Origin of the sequence: Faecalibacterium tardum (genome assembly GCF_040096515.1) — a bacterium.
Lineage (GTDB): Bacteria > Bacillota > Clostridia > Oscillospirales > Ruminococcaceae > Faecalibacterium > Faecalibacterium tardum.
This window is the reverse complement of the sequence record NZ_JBBMEO010000001.1, coordinates 219,106-237,635: the sequence shown is the minus strand read 5'-3', so window position 1 is coordinate 237,635 and position 18,530 is coordinate 219,106. Positions and strand designations below refer to the sequence as shown.

Genomic DNA, 18,530 nt, shown 5'->3' with positions numbered 1-18,530 from the left:
TGTGCCGGATTTTCCCGGAAAAAGACACACTTTTTCAGTGCAATGTCTGCCGGGCGGGCAGTCAAATGACCTTACTTCTTTTCAAAATGGGTGCGCTTGCCGTCAAAGCCGGATTTGGGCATGGGCTTTGCCATCTTTTCGGTCTTGGGGGCGTTATAGTACATATACAGCTGGCAGGGGATCATGCCGTTGTACATTTTGCGGCGCTTGTTGGCGCGCTTGCCGTAGTGCACTTCAAAGTCCATATCGGCGGTAATGGCGTACAGACCGGCGCAGGGGTTTGCTTCCATCTGCTGTCCCAGCGTGCGCGCCAGTTTGGCAGCGCCCTCAATGGTGCCCAGACGCTCACCATAGGGAGGGTTGGTCAGCACGATGGCTTCCGGCTTTGCGGCAAAGGTGGCAACATCCGCCACCTCAAAGTGACAGCGGTTCTCCACACCCGCCAGCTTGGCGTTGACGTTGGCCTGTGCCACGGCGGCGGGGTCGATATCGTAGCCGAAGGCTTCAAAGCCCACGTCCAGTTTGGACTCTGCCAGCGCCTTCTGGCGCTGCTCTGCCCACAGGGCAGCGGGCACAAAACTGTAACGCTCGGCAGCAAAGCGGCGCTTCAGACCCGGGGCGATGTTCATGGCCTTCTGTGCGGCTTCAATCAGCAGGGTGCCGCTGCCGCAGAAAGGATCCTCCACCAGGCTGTCGCGGCGCACACGGCCAAGGTCGGCAATGGTAGCCGCCAGCGTCTCACGCAGGGGGGCTTCCATGGCGTTGCGGCGGTAGCCGCGCTTGTGCAGACCCTCGCCGGTGGTGTCCAGCATGATCTCGCACACATTTTTGCGCAGCATAAAGCGTACTTTGTACTCCACGCCGCTCTCGGGCAGCACAGTGGTGCGGTGACCCTTCATCAGGCGCTTGACCACCGCCTTTTTAATGACGCTCTGGCAGGCGGGGATGCTGGTCAGCTGGCTGTTCAGGGAAGAGCCGGTGACCGGGAAAGCAGCGTCCGCGGGCAGAAACTCCTCCCACGGGATGGAATACACGCCGTCGAACAGCTCGTCAAAGGTGGTGGCCTTGTAGCGCGCCAGCAGCAGCATCACACGCTCCACGGTGCGCAGGTTAAGGTTTGCAGCGGCGATCATCTCTGCCCCGCCGCAGAAGCTCAGACGGCCATCCTCCACCCGGATGTTCTCTGCGCCAATGCGGGTCAGCTCAAATTTAGCGGTGGATTCGCACCCGAAAAAGCAGGGAGCGATCAGTTCAAATTTTGCGGGCATGGTAGTTCCTTTCTGTTCTGTACCGAAAAAACAGACCTGTCCGACCGGGGACAGGCCTGCCTGTGTTCCTTGTGATCCCAGCTGATGCAATGGCTCAGCGGCCACGGCGGCTGCGGGGGGCATAACCGCCGCCCCGGCGGTTGTTGGTCTCGTGATCGAGATCTGCCATTTTCTCCTCGCTCTGGCTCTTGAAGCGGCTCATCATGTCCTCAAAGCTCAGGTTGTCGGAGCGGGCGGGTGCCTTGGGCTGCCACACGCGGGGAGCAGCCTCCCGGGCAGGGCCACGGCCGCCTTCACGGGGGGCACGGCCTGCGCCGCGACCGCCGGAGCGTCCGCCCTCCTGCCCATTGCGGAAGCCGCCCGGACGGGGGCCTGCGGGGCGGCCATCCCGGGGCTGACGCGGAGCCGGGGGCAGCAGCCGCTTGATGGACAGTGCGATCTTGCCGTCCGGTGCAATGTTGATGACCTGCACCTTTACTGCATCGCCATCGTGCAGCACGGTGTTAATATCCTGCACGAACTCGTTGGATACCTCGGAAATGTGGACCATGCCGACACGTCCCTCCGGCAGCGCAACAAATGCGCCAAAGGGCTTTACACCGGTCACGCGGCCTTCGAATACGTTCCCTACCTCAATTGCCAAAACTCAATACTCCTTGTTTTCCAAAACTCTTGACCTGCCGCGTGGTCAGTTACCGGTCACATCCACAAAGATGCGCTCGTTGGGTGCGGCGTAGTTGTAAGAGTCGCGTGCGACCCATTCGGTGATCTGGTCGGCATCGCCGCTCAGTACGCGCTGCAGTTCCTGATTTTCCGTCTGTTGCTGCGCCACCTGTTCGTTCAGTGTTTCCAGTTCTGCCCGCTTGGAGCTGATGGTGACCTGATTGGAGATATAAGCCGCCAGCATACTCAGCAAAAGCAGCACGAAAAACAGGCGGAACGCCATGGTGACCACTGCATTCTTTCTGCGCTTTTTGCGTCCCGTATTCGTCATTGCCTTACGCTCCTGTCTGAACAGCAGACCTTCTGCGTCTGTTCTCTTACTTTGATACGTTTGAATTATACAACAATGCCCGCTGGTTTGGCAAGTTCTTTTTGGATTTTTTTGCGGTTCTTTCTGCGTTCCGGCGTAATTTGCGGGTGGTTTTGCACGCAGCGCGGCGGCGGCGCACAGGCTGCACCGCAAAACGATGCAAAATACGGCCGGGCAGGCGCAAAACAGCCCGTATCCCCCGCCCCAGCGCCCGCAACGGGACACCCAGCACCCCGGCAACGCAAAGGGCGGCAGCAAAGGCCGTAGCCACCATGTACCACCGCAGCACGCCTGCTTTGCTGTACCCGGCGGCGTAGCTCTGGCAAGTCAGCAACACCGCGCCGGAAAGCAGCATATCCGGCACAAAAGCCGTCCTGCCCCGCACCGGCAAAAACGCCCGCACCACGCCAAGGGCAGCACCCAGCGCAGCACAGGCGGCGGCTTCCTGCAAAAGCCGGGCGGGCAGCAATACCTGCACCATCAGCGCAGCAGCCGGTGCCAGAAGCCCCCGGCTGCGCGGGCGGCGGTATATTCCAGCCCATCGAACCGCCCGGTCAGCTTCGCTTCCCCTGATTCCAAGTCCAGCGTCTGCATACTGATCTGCGCACCGGACAGGTGCAGAATGCCTTTGCCGGTCTCCAGCGCGGCGCTTTCGGCGCTGCAATGCAGCACCCTTTGCACCCCGGTAACAGTCAGCCTGCTGCGGCTTTCTAAGATCAGGTCATGGGGCAGCGGCGGCTTTGCTGCAGCTTTTTCCATAGGCAGTCCCCCTCTGCCAGCATTGTATGCGGGCAGGCAGGGCGGTTATTCCGCGATCACCTCGTACATCTCGCGGGCAACATCCTTTGTGCGGGGCTCTACATCCGAAAGCACCCGCACCTTGATGGGCCGGTTGCCAAAGGTGACCTCGATGATATCCCCGGCGTTGACGGCCTGACTGGCCTTTGCCACCTTTCCGTTGATGAGGATGCGGCCTGCATCCGCCACCTCGTTTGCCACGGTGCGGCGCTTGATGAGGCGGGAGACCTTGAGATATTTATCCAGACGCATTTGGGTCGTTCCTTTCTTCTTAGGGTGTATCTGAAAAGTCGAAAATTTAGTCTATTTCTACAAGCACAGCTGGATTTTGCGTTAAACAGCCTTGAAATCCACAAAGGATTCCTGCGGCTATTTGCCTTAAATCCCGCTTGTGCTTGCGAAATATTCGTCATTTTCTTTGTTTTCAGATACACCTTAGCAAAAAAGCCGCCGAACCTTGTGCAGGCAGCGGCGGCGTAACAGAACCGATTACAGGGTGTCCTTCAGGGACTTGCCGGGCTTGAACACGATGCTGCGGGAAGCAGCGATGGTGATGGGCTCGCGGGTGCGGGGGTTGATGCCCTGACGCTCGGCGCGCTCGCGCACTTCAAAGGTGCCGAAGCCGGAGATGCTGATCTTTTCGCCCTCGGTCATAGCCTTGCCCAGTGCTTCAAAAACGGCGTTGACAGCCTGCTCAGCGCTCTTCTTGCTCATTTCGGTGTTTGCCGCAACCTGTGCGATCAAGTCGGTCTTGGTCATATTATTTGCCTCCATCTGATTTTTGTCTTAAATTCTCTCGTTCTATCGGAGCAGGTCATTCGACCTGAATACCGCTTTGTTCCTGTTCCAGACACTGCTGTGTAAAGCGCTTGGACGCAAAGGTCAGCGCTTCCTCTGCATCCACCCCCGCAAGCCGGGCGGCGTTCACCGCTGCAAACAGCAGCTGGCCTGCGGCTTCCTGCTTTGCGGCGGCATCTGCCTTCGCAAAGGCCTGCGCGGCGGCTTCCAGCTGATGCTGCGCTGCGGCTGCGTCCTGCTGCCCAAGGCCATGCCCGGCGGCGCGCTTTTGCAGCTTTTGCGCCCGCATGAGCGCGGGCAGCGTAGCGGGCACGGTGGCCAGTTCGTCGGCAAGGGTGGTGCGCCCCTTTTCCTTATTTTTGAGCGCATCCCAGCCATTTATACCGGCGTTTTCCGCTGCAGAGGATGTAAAAATGTTGGGGTGCCGGAACACCAGCTTTTCGCAGACGTTGCGGCACACATCCTCAAAGGTAAAGCGTCCCCGCTCTTCCTCCATGGCGGCGTGGAACACCACCTGCATCAGCACATCTCCCAGCTCCTCCCGGAGCAGCACGGCATCGTCTGCATCAATGGCTTCCAGCGCCTCGCAAGTCTCTTCCAGAAAATTTTTGCGGATGGACGCATGGGTCTGCACCTTATCCCACGGACAGCCGTTTTCCGGGTCCCGCAGGATGCGGATCACCTGCAACAGCTGCTCCGCCGTATAGGGCGGCTGTGGGTTCCAGTCCAGCACACGTTCCATCTCCTTTTTGAAAAGATATTGTAGATTCTACCGCAGTCGCTGCGGTTTTTCAAGCAAAAAGCCGCAATTTTCCCGCTTTGTTCATGGTTTTCTGCGCTTTTCACAAAAACAGGACGGCGTCCTGTGGGGGATACCGCCCTGTTGCAAACTTTTCCGGTTACGGGCTTACAGCTGTGCACCGCACTTATTGCAGAACAGTGCATCGTCCGAGACGGGCGCGCCGCACTGCGGGCAGGTCTTGCGGGCAGGCTGAGCGGGCTGTTCCGGGGCAGTTTCTTCTGCCTCCTCCATGGGGGCTTCGTAGTCCACCTCGGTGGCTTCGGCCGGGGTCAGGGTAGCCTTCAGGCGGGTGATCTCCTGCTCAATGGTATCGATCATCTCGATATATTTATCCACTAGCGGCTGGTTCTCCTCCTTGCCCTTGGCAAGGCTGTACACCAGTGCGCCCAGCTGACGCTGTGCCTTGAGCAGCTTGCCCTGCTCGTTGACCAGCAGCGCCTGCGTCTTGCCCTTTTCGGCCAGATCCATGGCGGCGTTCTTGCCCTTTTCGGCATATTCCAAACCCATTGCTTTGATCTTGTTAAAATCCATAAAAGACACCTCTCTTATTCTGGCAGTATTCTCTGCAGACTGCGGCGCACAGTGCGCCATACCGGAGTCGTATTCCCATTATAGCGCAGCGTTATGGCAATTGCAACGAATGCACCGCAATTTTTACAGTTTGGTGCCGGTTTGGAAACAAATTTTACGCATTTTTCACCGGTTAGGTGCGGCTGCCGTAGAACTCGCGCAGCATGCTGTCGGCGGGCAGCAGCTCCAGCGGCAGCGGGTCCACCTGCTCAAAGCGGCGGGCGGTCTCGTCCCACAGCTCGGCGTTGTGGCCCTCCAGCGTGAACTGACGGCGCACCTCGCCCAGCAGCCGGGAGATCAGTCCCAGCTCGTAGGTAAAGGAGGTGTCCAGCAGAAAGTCTGCGGTGGTCTTGAAGCCCTTGATATAGCGTGTTTCACCGTCCAGCACCCTGTCCCACATGGAAAGGGTCTTGGCGGGGCTGCGGCCGCGGGCTGCGGCGTCCCGCAGGGTGCGGCGGCACAGGCGGATATCCTGCGTATTGATGACCCGGCGGCCGTCAATGCAGTACTCCTCCCGCAGACCGGCGTAGATGCGGTAGATCTGGTCATCCGGCACAAGGCCGGTCAGCTCCGGGTTCAAAGCATGGATACCCTCCACGATGCACACACCGCCCTGCAGATCGATGGGCTCCACCTCGGCAGAGCGCTGCTCGGTGGCAAAATCGTAGATGGGCAGCTCGGTCTTGCCGGTCTCGCTGAGCTGGCGCAGACACTGCTTGATGAGGGGCAGATCCAGCGTTTCAAGGTTTTCGTAGTCCAGCGTGCCGTCCGGCATTTTGGGGTAGTAGGCAGCGCCTTTAAAAAAATTGTCCAGACTGACCACCTGTGCCGGGGTGCCCTGCTGTACCAAGGCCTTTGCCAGACAGTGGGCGCTGGTGGTCTTTCCGCTGGCGGAAGGGCCGGTCAGCATAACGATCTTTGCCCCGGAGCCGCGTACCTTCTGGGCGGCATACTGCACCCGCCGGGCGTAGCTGTTCTCGCTCAGCTCGGCCAGCGCCTGCGGGCTGCGGGCTGCTACGTTATAAAGATCTATTTCAACCAGTCGTTTCGGTACCCAGATCGTGATCATAAAACTCAGCCACTCCTTTTTTCCGTTCCAGTACCTCCGCAAAGCGCTGGATATACTCGTTCGGATACTTAAAATTGAAGATGCGCTGCATCCGTTTGCCCCCATCGGCTACCAGTTTTGTGCTGCCGCCTGCACCCGCTGAAAGGATAGTCTGGACTTCCTCCATGATATAGATATTATAGTAACCCTCGTGACCCGGCTTGCACCAGCCCACGTTTTCCAGATTTTGCAGCGTATTCTTCTGCCGGTAGAGGTAATAGGGGCGGTAACCCGCTTCGGCCAGCAAATGGCATTTTTCCAGCATGGCGGCTACGTCCGCGTAGTCGTTCTCCTTCTGATCCTCAATGACGATGCGGGACGCCCGCTTGAGGGTAAGGGTATGGACGGTGATATTCTCTGGCTGCAAGGCAATGGCCTGCCGCAGGCTGTGCTCAAAGCCCTCCACCGTATCCCCGGGCAGCCCGGCAATCAGGTCCATGTTGATGTCCTCGTGCCCGGCACGGCGGGCATCGGCATAACAATCCAGAATGTCCTGTGCCGAATGCTTGCGACCGATATTTGCCAGCACTTCGTCCGAGAAGGTCTGCGGGTTGATGGAGATGCGGGTAGCGCCGTATTCCTTGATGACCGCCAGCTTTTCAGCGTCGGTGCAGTCCGGGCGACCAGCTTCTACGGTATATTCTACGACCTTAGTCAGGTCAAAATTCTCCCGCACGGTGCCCATGAGCTGCCGCAGCTGGGCAGCGGAAAGGCTGGTGGGCGTACCGCCGCCGATGTAGATGCTGCACAAGGTCAGCCCTGCACGCTCAGCCTGCGCCCGGATCTCTGCAACCTCCTTGCACAGGCAGTCCACATAGGGCTGCACCATCTTACGGTCGCGGTCCAGATTACAGCTGACAAAGCTGCAGTAGCTGCACCGGGAGGGGCAGAACGGGATGCCGATATACAAACTGTACGTCTTGGGGGCGCTGCCCAGCTGCAAGATTGGCTCCTGCAGATCGGCGATTTCCTTCGCCATTTCGTATTTTTGCTCCGAGCAGTCAAACCGCTGCAAAAAGAAGCGGTCGATCTGCTCTGCGCTCCACCCGGCGGCGCGCTTATCGTGGATAAGCCGCACCGGGCGCACACCGGTCATCTTGCCCCAAGGCGGGCGGATGCCCGTCCACTGGCGCAGCAGGTCATAAGTCAGGCTGGCAAGGGCAAACTCCGGCGTTTCGCCGCCCTGCTCCACCGGCAGCGGCAGCGGAGCTTCCAGCGTTTTGCTCTTTTCGCCCTGCCGCACCAGCACCCGCAGACCGGTATCGGTCTTTTCAGCCCACAAGCAGTCCTCGGCAGGCTCCGGCGGGGTCAGGGTCAGGGGTGCCATGGGGTAAAACAGGCGGGCAAGGTGCTCCACCTCGTACCCGGAGGGCAGCCCAGTGATATAGATCTTCATGTCGTTCTCTCTTTAAAAAATGTCGTTGCCGCCGCGCAGGGCGCTGCGGATATAGTAGTTGTTGTCCAGCTCCGCGCCAAAAGTGGAAAATTCGCCGTGGCCGGGCAACACCTGTGTTTCGCGGGGGATGGGCAGCTGCGCCAGCTTGCGCAGGCTGTCTGCCATCTGCGCGCTGCTGCCGCCCTCCAGATCGGTGCGGCCGATGCTGCCCGCAAACAGCGTATCGCCGCAGAACAGATGCTCACCGCACAGCAGCACCACGCTGCCGGGGGTGTGGCCGGGGGTGTGCCACGCGGTAAAACGCAGCTCGTCCACCGCGATCTGCTCCCCTTCCGTGTAGTCGCAGTCCGCAGCAGAAAGCGGGTACATCCGGTCGCCGGCAAGGTCTGCCTTTTCACAGTAGAGGGTGGCGTTCCACTCGGCTTTCAGCGCAGCCGCACTGCCCACATGGTCGTAGTGGCCGTGGGTGCACAGAATGGTGGTAAGGGTGGCGTTGTGCTGCTTTAAAATTTCATCGTAGCTGTCCACCTCTGCCGCCGGGTCGATGACCACGGCATGGCCTGCGTCGGAAATGAGCAGAAAGGTGTTGGTATACAGCGGCGGTGCCGCAGGAATGTGAAAGCCTTGCATCGTTACTCCTTCTTCTTCCACTCGTCGGTATCAATGATGATGGTGCAGGGGCCCTCGTTCACCAGCGACACCTGCATGTGCGCGCCGAACTCGCCGTGCTGCACGTCCTTGAGGCCGTGCTTAGCCATCTCGGCAAGGAACAGCTCGTAGGCATCCACCGAGAGGGGCGGCTTTGCGGCCTTAATAAAGCTGGGGCGGTAGCCCTTTTTGGTATCGCCGTAAAGGGTGAACTGGCTGACCACCAGCGCGGAATAGCCCAGATCCCGGGCGCTCAGGTTCAGCTTGCCCTCGGCATCCGGGAAAATGCGCAGACCCGCGCATTTATCGGCAAGTTTTGGCACGATGTCCAGCGTGTCGGTATCCCTGACCCCCAGCAGGATCATGATTCCCGGCCCAATGGCGCGGGGCTCGCCGCCTTCCACCCGCACACTGGCGGAGGATACGGCCTGAATAACTGCTCGCATTGCGTTAACTCCTTGTCACCTTGAGCACGTCCCGCACCTTGGAAAGGCGCGCCACCACACGGTTGAGGTGCTCGGTATTGTTGATGCCGATGGTCAGGCTGACCATGGCGCAGTTGTTTTCTACCTGACGGGCGTTCATGGCATAGATGGGCACCCGGATGTCGGCCAGAGCGCTGAGCACGTCCTGCAGCAGCTCGTTGCGGTTCAGGGCAATGATCTCCAGCCCGGCCTTGTAGCTGTCCTTGACGCTGTCTGCCCAGTAGGCCTTGACCCAGCGGGGAGCGTTGGAGGGGTCCTTCATGCTGGCAACGGCGTTGGCACAGGTCTGCTTGTGGATGGAAACGCCGAAGCCGCGGGTGATAAAGCCCACGATGGGGTCGCCGGGCAGCGGGCTGCAGCACTTGGCAAACTTGATGGGGGTGTTATCGAAGCCCTCCACCACCACGCCGTCGGTGGCGTGCACGCGGCTCAGGTCTACCTTGGGCAGATCCTCCACCGACTTATTCTCCTCGGCCTCGGCAGCCTTGAGCTTCTGCCACTCTTCTTTGAGTTTGGGCAGGCAGTTGGCAATGGTCATGCCGCCGTAGCCGATGGCAGCGTACAGCTCCTCGGCGTTGTTCTGGCGCATCCGGCGGGAGCAGCCGTCGATAAAGGCATCCAGCTGGTCGTCCGGGATGATGATCATCTCCCGGCGCAACTCCTTGGACAAGGCGTCCCGTCCCTGCTGGATATTCTCCTCCCGGCGCATCTTCTTGAACCAGTTGCGGATCTTGCTCTTGGCTTCGCTGGTGCGCACGATCTTGAGCCAGTCGCGGCTGGGGCCCTTATCTGCCGGGCCCAGCAGCACCTCAATGATCTCGCCGGTAGACACCACATGGTCAATGGGCACCATGCGGTTGTTCACCTTGCAGCCCACCATGCGGTTGCCCACCGCCGAATGGATGGCGTAGGCAAAATCGATGCAGGTAGCGCCGGTGGGCAGGTTGATGACATCGCCCTTTGGGGTAAAGGCGAACACCTCTTCCGGCAGTAGGTCGCTCTTCAGATCGTGGAGCAGGTTACCGGAATCCTCGCTCAGGCGCTGGTTTTCCAGCAGCTGGCTGACCCATGCCAGACGGTCGTCCAGCTTATCGTGGCCTTCGCGGCCCTCCTTGTACTTCCAGTGAGCGGCAACGCCGTACTCTGCCTGCTCGTCCATTTTGCGGGTGCGGATCTGCACCTCAAAGGGGATGCCCTCGTGCCCGATGACGGTGGTGTGCAGGCTCTGGTAGCCGTTGGGCTTGGGGGTGGAGATATAATCCTTAAAGCGGTTGGGCAGCGGGTGGTACATATCATGGATGAGGCCAAGGGTGCTGTAACACTCAGCCAGAGAATCCAGAATGACACGGACCGCATAGATATCGTAGATCTCGTCGAAGGACTTATTCTGCATGATGGTCTTGCGGTAGATGCCGTAGATGCTCTTGACCCGGCGCTTGATGGTGGCACCCTCGATGCCGCTTTCCACCAGACGGCGCTCAATGACGCCGGAAACCTTGATCAAAAACTCCTCACCGGAGCGCTCGCTAAGCATCCGGCTGATTTCGGAATAGCCCACGGGGTCCAGATAATGCAGGCTGCGATCCTCCAGCTCTTCCTTGACGTTCAGGATGCCAAGGCGGTTGGCGATGGGGGCGTACACCTCCATGGTTTCGCGGGCCTTATCGCGACGCTTCTGCTCCGGCCAAGCGTCGCCGGTGCGCATATTATGCAGCCGGTCGCACAGCTTGATGATCATCACACGCACGTCCCGGCTCATAGCCAGCAGCATCTTGCGCAGGTTCTCGGCCTGCAATTCTTCAATATTGGAGAACTGGATCTTGGTCAGCTTGGTCACGCCGTCCACCAGCAGTGCCACTTCCTCGCCAAAGGCGGCCTTCAGGTCGTCCAGCGTGGTGGGGGTGTCCTCCACTACGTCATGCAGCAGGGCGGCGGCGATGCTCTCGGAGTCCATGCCCAGATCCAGCACCAGCCGGGCGACCGCCAGCGGGTGGCAGATATAGGGCTCGCCGCTGCGGCGGCACACGCCGTTATGGGCGTTATTTGCCAGCTCATAAGCCTTTTGGATCATCTCCATATTGTAGGCTTTGCCGCTGGCCTGAATGGCCTCGCACAGCTTTTCCCACGTTACGATTTCCGGGCGCACCTCAGAGGGCAGCGCCCCCTCCGGTGCGTCTGCCAGCAGTGCCGTAGCAGCTACGGTGGCGGTCTCCTGCACCGGCTGGTGCAGATGGGTCTTGGCAGAGTAGCCGTCCTCGTCCCGTACCGGAGCCGGGATTGGGGCAGTATTTTTCTTTCCCTCAGGCATTTATAGTTCCTCCAGACATTTCAGGATGGGGGCATCGGCAAGGTTCTTTTTGCCTGCTGTCGGCACCAGTTCCCAGAACTTTGCCCCGCCTTTTTCCGCTGCGGTGATCAGCCCCACCTGCTCCAAAGCGGCAACTGCCACCAGCGTTTTGCCGGTCTGCTCCTCGCCCAGCTTTGCGCACAAAGGCTGCAGATCCTCGGCGTGCCAGCGGCGGGACTGCAGCTCCCGGTACACGGCAATGATATCCGTGCGGGCGGGGGCGATCTGTTTCTTTTGTTCTTCGGTCAGGGGGGTGCCCCGGCGCAGCGCCTGCACCAGCGCAGCCTGCCGCGCCAGCTCTGCGCCCAGCCCTGCCGGGTGCAGGTCGATGATGCGGCCGGAGAGCTGTGCCCCCCGGGCGGACTCGTAGACCGAAAGATTCAGCGCCACGTCCACCACATCGCCCAGTGCGTAGGGCAGCTGCTCAGCGGGCATCCCGAACCAGACGGCGTACAGGCAGCTATTGCCCTGCCGCAGCCGCAGGCGGCTGTGCCGCCCCTCCGATACCGGGTATACGCCGTCCACCACGGCACTTTGCAGCAGGAACACCGGGGTAGGGTTCTCCGCTCCGTAGGGTGCCAGCTGATCCAGATGGCGCACGCTCTCCACTGTGATACGATCCAGATGGATGGTCACGTCACAGGTAAGGGGCGGTGTGTGCAGTACCGGGCACTCCCGGGCAGCCCAGTCGTTCAGGCGGCGGCGCAGCTCGGGCAGATTTTCTTCCCGGACAGAAAGTCCCGCCGCCATGGCGTGGCCACCGTAGCGCACCAGAAGGTCGGCACAGGAGCCGATGCAGGTGTGCAGGTTAAAGCCCTGCACGCTGCGTCCGCTGCCCTTGCCCTCGCCGTGCTCATCAATGGTGACCACGATGACCGGGCGTCCGGTGCGCTCCACCAGCCGGGAAGCCACGATGCCAATGACGCCGGGATGCCAGTCCCGTCCCCACAGCAGCATGATGCGGTCATCCAACCGCTCGGGCTGCTGTTCCAGCAATTCCTCAGCGGCTTTGAAGATCTGCTGCTCGGTCTCCTGCCGGTGGGCGTTGATCTCGTTCAGCTTGTGCGCCAGTTCCTCAGCCCTGTCCGGGTCCTCGCAGAGCACCAGCTGCAAAGCGGTGACGGCGTTATCCATGCGGCCTGCCGCGTTGATGCGGGGTGCAATGGCGTAGCTGATGTTCTCGGCGGTGATGGGCTTGCCCGCAAGGCCGACTTCCTCCAAAAGTGCCCCAAAGCCGGGGCGGTCAGTCTGCTGCAGCTGCCGCAGCCCGGCCTTGACAAGGGTGCGGTTCTCCCCTACCAGCGGCATCACGTCCGCCACCGTGCCCACAGCGGCAAGGTCGCCGCAGTAATCCAGCATTTCCTCCGGCGGACAGCCGTCCAGCGCGGCGCAAAGCTTGAACGCTACGCCCGCGCCGCACAGACCCTTGAAGGGGCTGTGGTCGTCCTCCCGGCGGGGGTCCACCACAGCCACCGCCTTGGGCAAAGTCTCCGGCGGCAGATGGTGGTCAGTGATGATCAGATCCATGCCCAGCGAAGCCGCAAAGTCGGCTTCTTCCACGGCAGAGATGCCGTTGTCCACTGTCACGATGAGGGTGCAGCCCTTGTTGTGCATGGACTGGATGGCGTTTTTGGACAGGCCGTAGCCGTCCCCCTCGCGGCTGGGCAGCATACACTTGACGGTCGCGCCCATGCCCTTGAGGTGCTGGTACAGCAGGGCGGTAGCGGTCACACCGTCCACATCGTAATCGCCGAACACGGCGATGGTCTCGCCGTTGTCGATGGCCTGCCAGATGCGCTGACAGGCGGCGTCCATATCCGTCAACAGCGCGGGGTCGGAAAGTTCCTCCTCCCCTGCCAGCAAGGTCAGCGCTTCGGCGGGGTCGGTGATGCCCCGGGCGGCAAGGATACCCGCCAGCAGGGCGTTTTCCTTTTGCTGCGCAGCCAACACGGCCTTATATTTTTCGTCTGACCACGGCGCTTCGTCTATGGCCTGCTCTTCCAGCTGTGCCGCTGCCTGCTCGGCAATGGCGGCGGTCAGCTCCCGCACAGCGGCGCGGTCCAACGTTTTTTGTTCCCAAGCACGGTAGGTCATTCAAATTCCCTCCCGGTCAGGCCGTCGTTGGCCAGCATTCCCTGCAAAGCGGCGATCTCGGAAGAAATATCCATGGCTACGTCCGAAAGCAGATTATTGTACAGGTTCTCATACGCCTGATTCAAGGTATGCAGGATGCCTGCGATATCCCGGCGGATGGTCTCGGCGTTTTCGCCCTGCTGTCCCTGCACGTCGTTATAGGTGTGCAGCAGCTTGAGGGTGGTGGGGATATAATATTCCGCAAAACGGCGGGTCTTGGGCTGGCTTTCCGGGTGTGCCTCCAGCCAGTCGCAGATGGCGGTGGTGGTCTTGTGCATCGCCGCCAGCTCCTCCCGCGCCTGTGCATCCTGCATGAGCTGCTGCTCTTTTTCCAGCACGGCAGCAAAGCGGCGGGCGGTATCCAGACTGAGCGGAGTATCGCCGGTTTCCGCCTTTTCCGGCTGCGGCTGCGCGGCGGCTGCGGCGGCTTTCTCCTTGGCGGCGCGGTAGTCCTCTGCCGTCAGGTAGAGCGTTTCAGTCTCATCGTCCAGCCATGCGTTCAGCCAGCCCTTATGAATGTAGCTGCGCAGCTTTTTCAGCGCTTTTTTCTTGGTCTGGTGGGTCAGGTCGGCCAGCATCGAAACAGGCAGGCCCTTATGGTAGTCCACGCTGTCGGCGTAGTCGGCAAACTGGCCCATCTGTCTGCCCGCCTTCATCCGGGCTGCACCACAGGCCGTCATCCAGCCAAAGCCCGCCGTGGCAAGGCCCAGCACGCTGCTGACGATGCCCAGCACGTTGTAGGCGGTGTTCATAACGTAGTCCGTGCCCGTCATCAGGATGCCGCCGCCCTCAGTAGCCGACACCACAACGTCACCCAAAGCAGCCGGCGAAATAGTGCCCAGCCCGATGAGGCAGCCCAGCGTCCCCAGCCCGAAGATCACTGCAAAGGTGATGCCCACCGCCAGCAAAGTGTAGCCTGCGCTATGGCGTTTTTTGGCGCTGATGCGGATACTTTCCACCGGGGTCGGTTCCGGCTTTGCAAAGATCTGCCGGAACCAGTCGGGCATCCCGGTGGGGTCGGCATCCGCAGCACCTTCGCGGAAGGGCTGCTTTGTGTCCCCATAGGGATAACCTCTGCGCCCCTGCCGGAAGGCCTTTGCGGCCTCTCCGATACCGTAGTTGGCTGCATGAACGGCTGCCCTACCCACATCAAAGGCGCGGTCACCGATGTCCATACCCCTGCCCTCAAAGCCGTGGGCAAAGGCATCGGTCATGGTGTCGCCAAAGGCGCGCAGCTGGTCCTCCAGCTCCTGCTGTACCTGCCGGCCTTCGCTATTTCGGTTATCGTTTTCACGATCGTACATCAAAATTTTCTCACCCTTCTGCCGGTGCATACCGGCTGATGATGGCGCGGGCCACCCGCAGGCCATCTACGGCGGCGCTCATAATACCGCCCGCATATCCCGCACCCTCGCCGCAGGGGTAAAGCCCTGCCAGCTGGGTGCACACAAAGTCCTCTTCCCGCTTGAGCCGTACCGGGCTGCTGGTGCGGGTCTCAAGGCCGGTCAGAATGGCGTCCGGCGCAGTGTAGCCCGCGATCTTGCGCTCGTAGGCGCGCAGACCCGCCCGCAGGGTATCCGCCAGTTCCCCGGGCAGCAGTGCGCCTAAGTCTGCGGCGGTCACGCCGCGGTCGTAGGTGGGCTGTACGCTGCCGATATGCAGCTGCCCGCGCCCTTCCAGAAAGCTTTGCACGTTCTCTGCCGGGGCGGCGTAGGCTCCGGCGGCACGACCGGCGGCGTAGGCTTTTGCTTCCAGCTCCCGCTGGAAGGCGATGGCGCGGCGGGGGTCGTTTGCAAAATCTGCCCCGCCTACGCTGACCACCACCGCTGCATTGGCGTTTTTACCGCTGCGGGCGTGGTAGCTCATGCCGTTGGTCACAACACGTTTTTCCTCACTGGCCGAAGCCACTACCTGACCGCCGGGGCACATACAGAAGGTATACACGCACCTCTCGCCGACGTGCTGGGAGAGCTGGTATTCGCCCCGGGGCAGCGCCGGATGCCCGGCAGCCTCGTGGTACAGGCTTTTTTCGATCTCGCTTTGCAGGTGCTCGGCGCGGAAGCCCACACTGAAGGGCTTGCATTCCAGCACAAGGCCGCTGTCCATCAGCATGCTGAAGGTATCCCGTGCCGAGTGCCCCACCGCAAACACCAGCGCCTCGCAGGCAAAGCTGCCATTTGTAGTAGCAATGCCCACAAGCTGACCGTTTTTGCGTTCCAGCCCGGTAAGGGCGGTGTTGAAGTGCACCTCTCCGCCCAGAGACTCGATCTCTTTGCGGATGGAGGTGATCACGCCGCGCAGCAGGTCGGTTCCCACATGGGGCTTCTGCTTCCACGCGATCTCTGCCGGGGCACCGTGCTGCAAAAACACCTCAGTGACAAAATCACACAGTTCATCCCCGATGCGGGTGGTCAGCTTGCCATCCGAGAAAGTGCCTGCGCCGCCCTCGCCGAACTGGATGTTGGCGTTGGGGTCCAGCTGGCCGGTGGCGGAAAAGTGCTCCACCGCCTGCACACGGGCATCCAGCGCAGGGCCGCGCTCCAGCACGATGGGGCGGTACCCCTGCCGTGCCAGCAGCAAGGCCGCAAACAGCCCTGCCGGGCCCAGTCCGCACACCACAGGGCGGTGCGCAAGCGACTGCGTACCCGCGTGCAGGGTAAAGTCTGCGCGGCGGTGCAGGGCAGCGTCCGGACAGCGGGCCGCAAACGCAGCTTCCTCCCCGGGCTGCTTGAGGGTGACCGCCACGGTATACACCAGCTTGGGCTGGCCATGGCGAGCATCCACCGAAAGCTTTGCCACGCCGGTGTGCTCTACCTTGCTGCGGGGCACCCGCAGGGTGTGCAGTGCCTTTTCAAATGCCTGCGGCTCTGCGGCAGAGAGGGGCAGACGGATGTTGCGAACCAGAATCATTTGTTGTGTTTTCCTTTAAATTTAGTTGCTTTCAATGCGGCACTGCAGCACATAGCTGCCCAGTGCAAAGATCTTGCCGTTGGAGGGCACATACAGCCGACAGGCAATGTTCTGTTGGCCGGTAGCCACGGCAAAGTCCTCGGCGTCGATCTCAATGACCACCTGCTCGGGGGTCAAAGTTTCCATAGCGCCCTTGGGGCCGCAGAGGATCACGTTCATCAGCCGCTCGGTCTCCACCGTCAGCTGATAGGTAGAGGGCAGATTGACCACCTGCACACAGCTGGCGGGCAGGTTCATGGTCTTGGTCTCCAGCCCGGAGCAGTCAAAGCTGACCGTGATCGTGGAGATATTATCCAGCAGATAGATATCTGTCGGCAGCTCAATGGGCATCTCGTACACCTTGTTCAGGCTGAAGGTGGAAAGGTCGATGGTGCCGATGGACAAGGTGGACAGCGCATCGATCTTTTCTGCCGGGCCCGCCACCTTGAGCTGCTTGCAGCTGAGGGCATAGCTCAGCACCGAGTTATCGAACCCGCGCGGCGCGTTGATAAAGTTTACCTTCACCGGCAGGGTCGCCATCTTGTACACTTGCAGCGTCACGTCCACGTTGCTCTCTTCCAGCGTGGTGTACTGGAACTTGACCTCCTTGCCGCCGCTGGTGTAAAAGCGCAGGGGGGTGTCCAGCGTGACCGACTCGGTCAGCTCGCTGTCATAGGATGCCTCGGCAGTGCAGGTAGCTACCTTGCTCAGCTCACTGCTGGGGCCGGACAGGGTAACAGTCTCCTTAGAGACCTCGGTACTGTAAAGGATATAGCCGTCTGCAACGCGCAGATAGTTGGTGGTAGCGGTAACGGGCAGGGTCTTTTCCTCCACCACGTCAAACACCACGTCCACCGTGTTGTCACTGCCTTCCATGGTCACGGTCACGCCATTGAGCAGACCATTTGCGCCGCGCACCAGCAGCCGCAGGGTCTTTTCGCCGCTGTCGCGCACGCTGGACCAATCCGGGTAGACCACAAAATCCGAAGCGCTGAGCCCGCCGATGGTGTAGCCATCGCCGGAGAGCTTCAGGTTCACGGTCTTATCCTCGGCGCTGACGATGCTCAGGCCCCGGGAGGTATAGGCGGCGGAATCGTAGGTGTAATCCACCGGCACATTATAGATGGTGTTGGTGGTGCCGGGCTGGACGATGATGGTGACCACCATCCACGCAACGATGGCCCCCAGCACGGACAGTGCCAGCCGGATGCGGCGGTCATCCAGAAGATTTTTCTTTTTGCGGACGGCAGGCTTTGCGCCATTCGTCTTGTTCGGCTGGTTGCTCATTGCTGCTCGTCCTCCCCCTTCTGGCTGATCCAGTTCCACAGCTTTTTCGCCTGCTCCACCCAGCTGTCGGCGGTGTTCTTTTCCACCGTAGACTCCTTGGGGATCATCTCATCAATGAGCCGGGTATACAGGCTCTGGCGGTCAAAATGACGGATCAGCACACCATTTTTTGCCATGGAGATGATGCCGGTCTCCTCGCTGACCACGATGGCAATGGCGTCGGAGTTTTCCGCAATGCCAAGGCAGGCGCGGTGGCGGGTGCCCATATCCTTGCCCAGATCCAGATTGTTGGAAAGGGGCAGCACGCAGCCTGCCGCCTTGATGCGGCCGTTTTCGATGATGGCGGCACCGTCATGCAGCGGAGTGCCCTCGTAAAAGATGGTGCCCAGCACCTCCAGATTGACCGCGCTGTTCACCGGGGTGCCGGTGCGCACGATCTCGGAAAGGTTGGTGTGGCGTTCCAGCACGATGAGCGCGCCGGTCTTGGTCTCAGAAAAGCGCTCGGCTGCATCGCAGATGGCAATGATGGCGCTGCGCCACGCACCCTTCAGACTGGGGTCATTGTAGCGCCCCTTTACGTTGAACAGCTTGGACGCCCACTGGTCGGTCTGACCCATGCGCTCCAATGCACGGCGGATCTCGGGCTGAAACAGCACCACAAGGGTGAGCAGACCAACTTGCAGCAGCGAGTTGAGCAGCCATGTAACGGTGCGCATATTCAGGGTGTTGGCCACCAGATACACGACCATGACCAGCAGCGCGCCCTTGGCCAGCTGCCCGGCACGGGTGCGGTTGATGATGCCCAGCAGCTGGTAGATCAGGAACGCGATGATGATGATATCCAGCAGATCGACAATTTTAAAGGTCTGAAAATTTGCGATGATCGCATTCAGTGTCATGCGTGTGTG

Annotated in this window: 19 protein-coding genes; all 19 read right to left on the bottom strand. The window is 60.6% G+C overall.

The annotated features are described in order from the left end of the window. Positions 1 to 71: 71 nt before the first annotated feature. The 19 genes from WMO44_RS01145 to cdaA all read right to left on the bottom strand — a co-directional run bounded on the left by WMO44_RS01145 (position 72) and on the right by cdaA (position 18,521). A complete protein-coding gene (locus WMO44_RS01145; protein ID WP_055184811.1) occupies positions 72 to 1,268 on the bottom strand; it encodes a THUMP domain-containing class I SAM-dependent RNA methyltransferase in 1,197 nt (398 codons plus the stop codon). A 94-nt stretch (positions 1,269 to 1,362) separates the two neighbouring features. Further along, positions 1,363 to 1,911: a S1 RNA-binding domain-containing protein gene (locus tag WMO44_RS01140; protein WP_349151478.1), complete on the bottom strand. Its 549-nt coding sequence runs from the start codon at positions 1,909 to 1,911 to the stop codon at positions 1,363 to 1,365. 45 nt (positions 1,912 to 1,956) lie between these two features. After that, positions 1,957 to 2,262, bottom strand: coding sequence for a septum formation initiator family protein (locus WMO44_RS01135; protein ID WP_005926847.1), 306 nt, complete (start codon positions 2,260 to 2,262; stop codon positions 1,957 to 1,959). A gap of 46 nt (positions 2,263 to 2,308) precedes the next feature. After that, positions 2,309 to 2,782, bottom strand: a complete 474-nt coding sequence (locus tag WMO44_RS01130) for a hypothetical protein (protein ID WP_349151477.1) — start codon at positions 2,780 to 2,782, stop codon at positions 2,309 to 2,311. Next, positions 2,782 to 3,060, bottom strand: a complete 279-nt coding sequence (locus WMO44_RS01125) for a YabP/YqfC family sporulation protein (protein WP_349151476.1) — start codon at positions 3,058 to 3,060, stop codon at positions 2,782 to 2,784. Before WMO44_RS01125 ends, WMO44_RS01130 begins: the two co-directional genes overlap by 1 nt. A 45-nt stretch (positions 3,061 to 3,105) precedes the next feature. Continuing rightward, positions 3,106 to 3,351 (bottom strand): RNA-binding S4 domain-containing protein, encoded by a 246-nt coding sequence (locus WMO44_RS01120; RefSeq protein ID WP_005926856.1) that lies wholly within the window; start codon positions 3,349 to 3,351, stop codon positions 3,106 to 3,108. 237 nt (positions 3,352 to 3,588) lie between these two features. Next, positions 3,589 to 3,858, bottom strand: a complete 270-nt coding sequence (locus tag WMO44_RS01115; protein WP_055184818.1) for an HU family DNA-binding protein — start codon at positions 3,856 to 3,858, stop codon at positions 3,589 to 3,591. 55 nt (positions 3,859 to 3,913) lie between these two features. Continuing rightward, on the bottom strand, positions 3,914 to 4,639 hold the full coding sequence (gene mazG / locus WMO44_RS01110) for a nucleoside triphosphate pyrophosphohydrolase (protein WP_349151475.1): 726 nt from the start codon (positions 4,637 to 4,639) through the stop codon (positions 3,914 to 3,916). Positions 4,640 to 4,804: 165 nt separating this feature from the next. Beyond that, positions 4,805 to 5,230 (bottom strand): zinc ribbon domain-containing protein, encoded by a 426-nt coding sequence (locus tag WMO44_RS01105; RefSeq protein WP_349151474.1) that lies wholly within the window; start codon positions 5,228 to 5,230, stop codon positions 4,805 to 4,807. 172 nt (positions 5,231 to 5,402) lie between these two features. Next, complete coding sequence (locus WMO44_RS01100) at positions 5,403 to 6,338, bottom strand: uridine kinase family protein (protein ID WP_249248961.1); 936 nt, start codon at positions 6,336 to 6,338, stop codon at positions 5,403 to 5,405. Beyond that, positions 6,304 to 7,773: a coproporphyrinogen dehydrogenase HemZ gene (gene hemZ, locus WMO44_RS01095; RefSeq protein WP_349151473.1), complete on the bottom strand. Its 1,470-nt coding sequence runs from the start codon at positions 7,771 to 7,773 to the stop codon at positions 6,304 to 6,306. Before hemZ ends, WMO44_RS01100 begins: the two co-directional genes overlap by 35 nt. 12 nt (positions 7,774 to 7,785) lie before the next feature. Then, a complete protein-coding gene (locus tag WMO44_RS01090; protein WP_349151472.1) occupies positions 7,786 to 8,403 on the bottom strand; it encodes an MBL fold metallo-hydrolase in 618 nt (205 codons plus the stop codon). Between the two features lie 2 nt (positions 8,404 to 8,405). Next, on the bottom strand, positions 8,406 to 8,867 hold the full coding sequence (gene dtd / locus WMO44_RS01085; protein WP_055184830.1) for a D-aminoacyl-tRNA deacylase: 462 nt from the start codon (positions 8,865 to 8,867) through the stop codon (positions 8,406 to 8,408). 4 nt (positions 8,868 to 8,871) lie between these two features. Further along, positions 8,872 to 11,214 carry a RelA/SpoT family protein gene (locus WMO44_RS01080; protein WP_349151471.1) on the bottom strand — a complete coding sequence of 781 codons (2,343 nt, stop codon included), beginning with the start codon at positions 11,212 to 11,214 and terminating at the stop codon, positions 8,872 to 8,874. Then, a complete protein-coding gene (gene recJ, locus WMO44_RS01075; protein WP_349151470.1) occupies positions 11,215 to 13,347 on the bottom strand; it encodes a single-stranded-DNA-specific exonuclease RecJ in 2,133 nt (710 codons plus the stop codon). Beyond that, entirely contained in the window at positions 13,344 to 14,720 is a 1,377-nt protein-coding gene (locus WMO44_RS01070) for a 5-bromo-4-chloroindolyl phosphate hydrolysis family protein (RefSeq protein ID WP_435387723.1), read from the bottom strand. Before WMO44_RS01070 ends, recJ begins: the two co-directional genes overlap by 4 nt. Beyond that, the gene (locus WMO44_RS01065; RefSeq protein ID WP_349151468.1) at positions 14,701 to 16,296 is read right to left on the bottom strand and encodes an NAD(P)/FAD-dependent oxidoreductase; all 1,596 of its coding nucleotides are present in this window, start codon (positions 16,294 to 16,296) and stop codon (positions 14,701 to 14,703) included. The genes WMO44_RS01070 and WMO44_RS01065 overlap by 20 nt, the downstream gene beginning before the upstream one ends. 21 nt (positions 16,297 to 16,317) lie before the next feature. Further along, positions 16,318 to 17,622, bottom strand: a complete 1,305-nt coding sequence (locus tag WMO44_RS01060) for a CdaR family protein (RefSeq protein ID WP_349151467.1) — start codon at positions 17,620 to 17,622, stop codon at positions 16,318 to 16,320. After that, entirely contained in the window at positions 17,619 to 18,521 is a 903-nt protein-coding gene (gene cdaA, locus WMO44_RS01055; RefSeq protein WP_005926885.1) for a diadenylate cyclase CdaA, read from the bottom strand. Before cdaA ends, WMO44_RS01060 begins: the two co-directional genes overlap by 4 nt. Between the last annotated feature and the right edge of the window lie 9 nt (positions 18,522 to 18,530).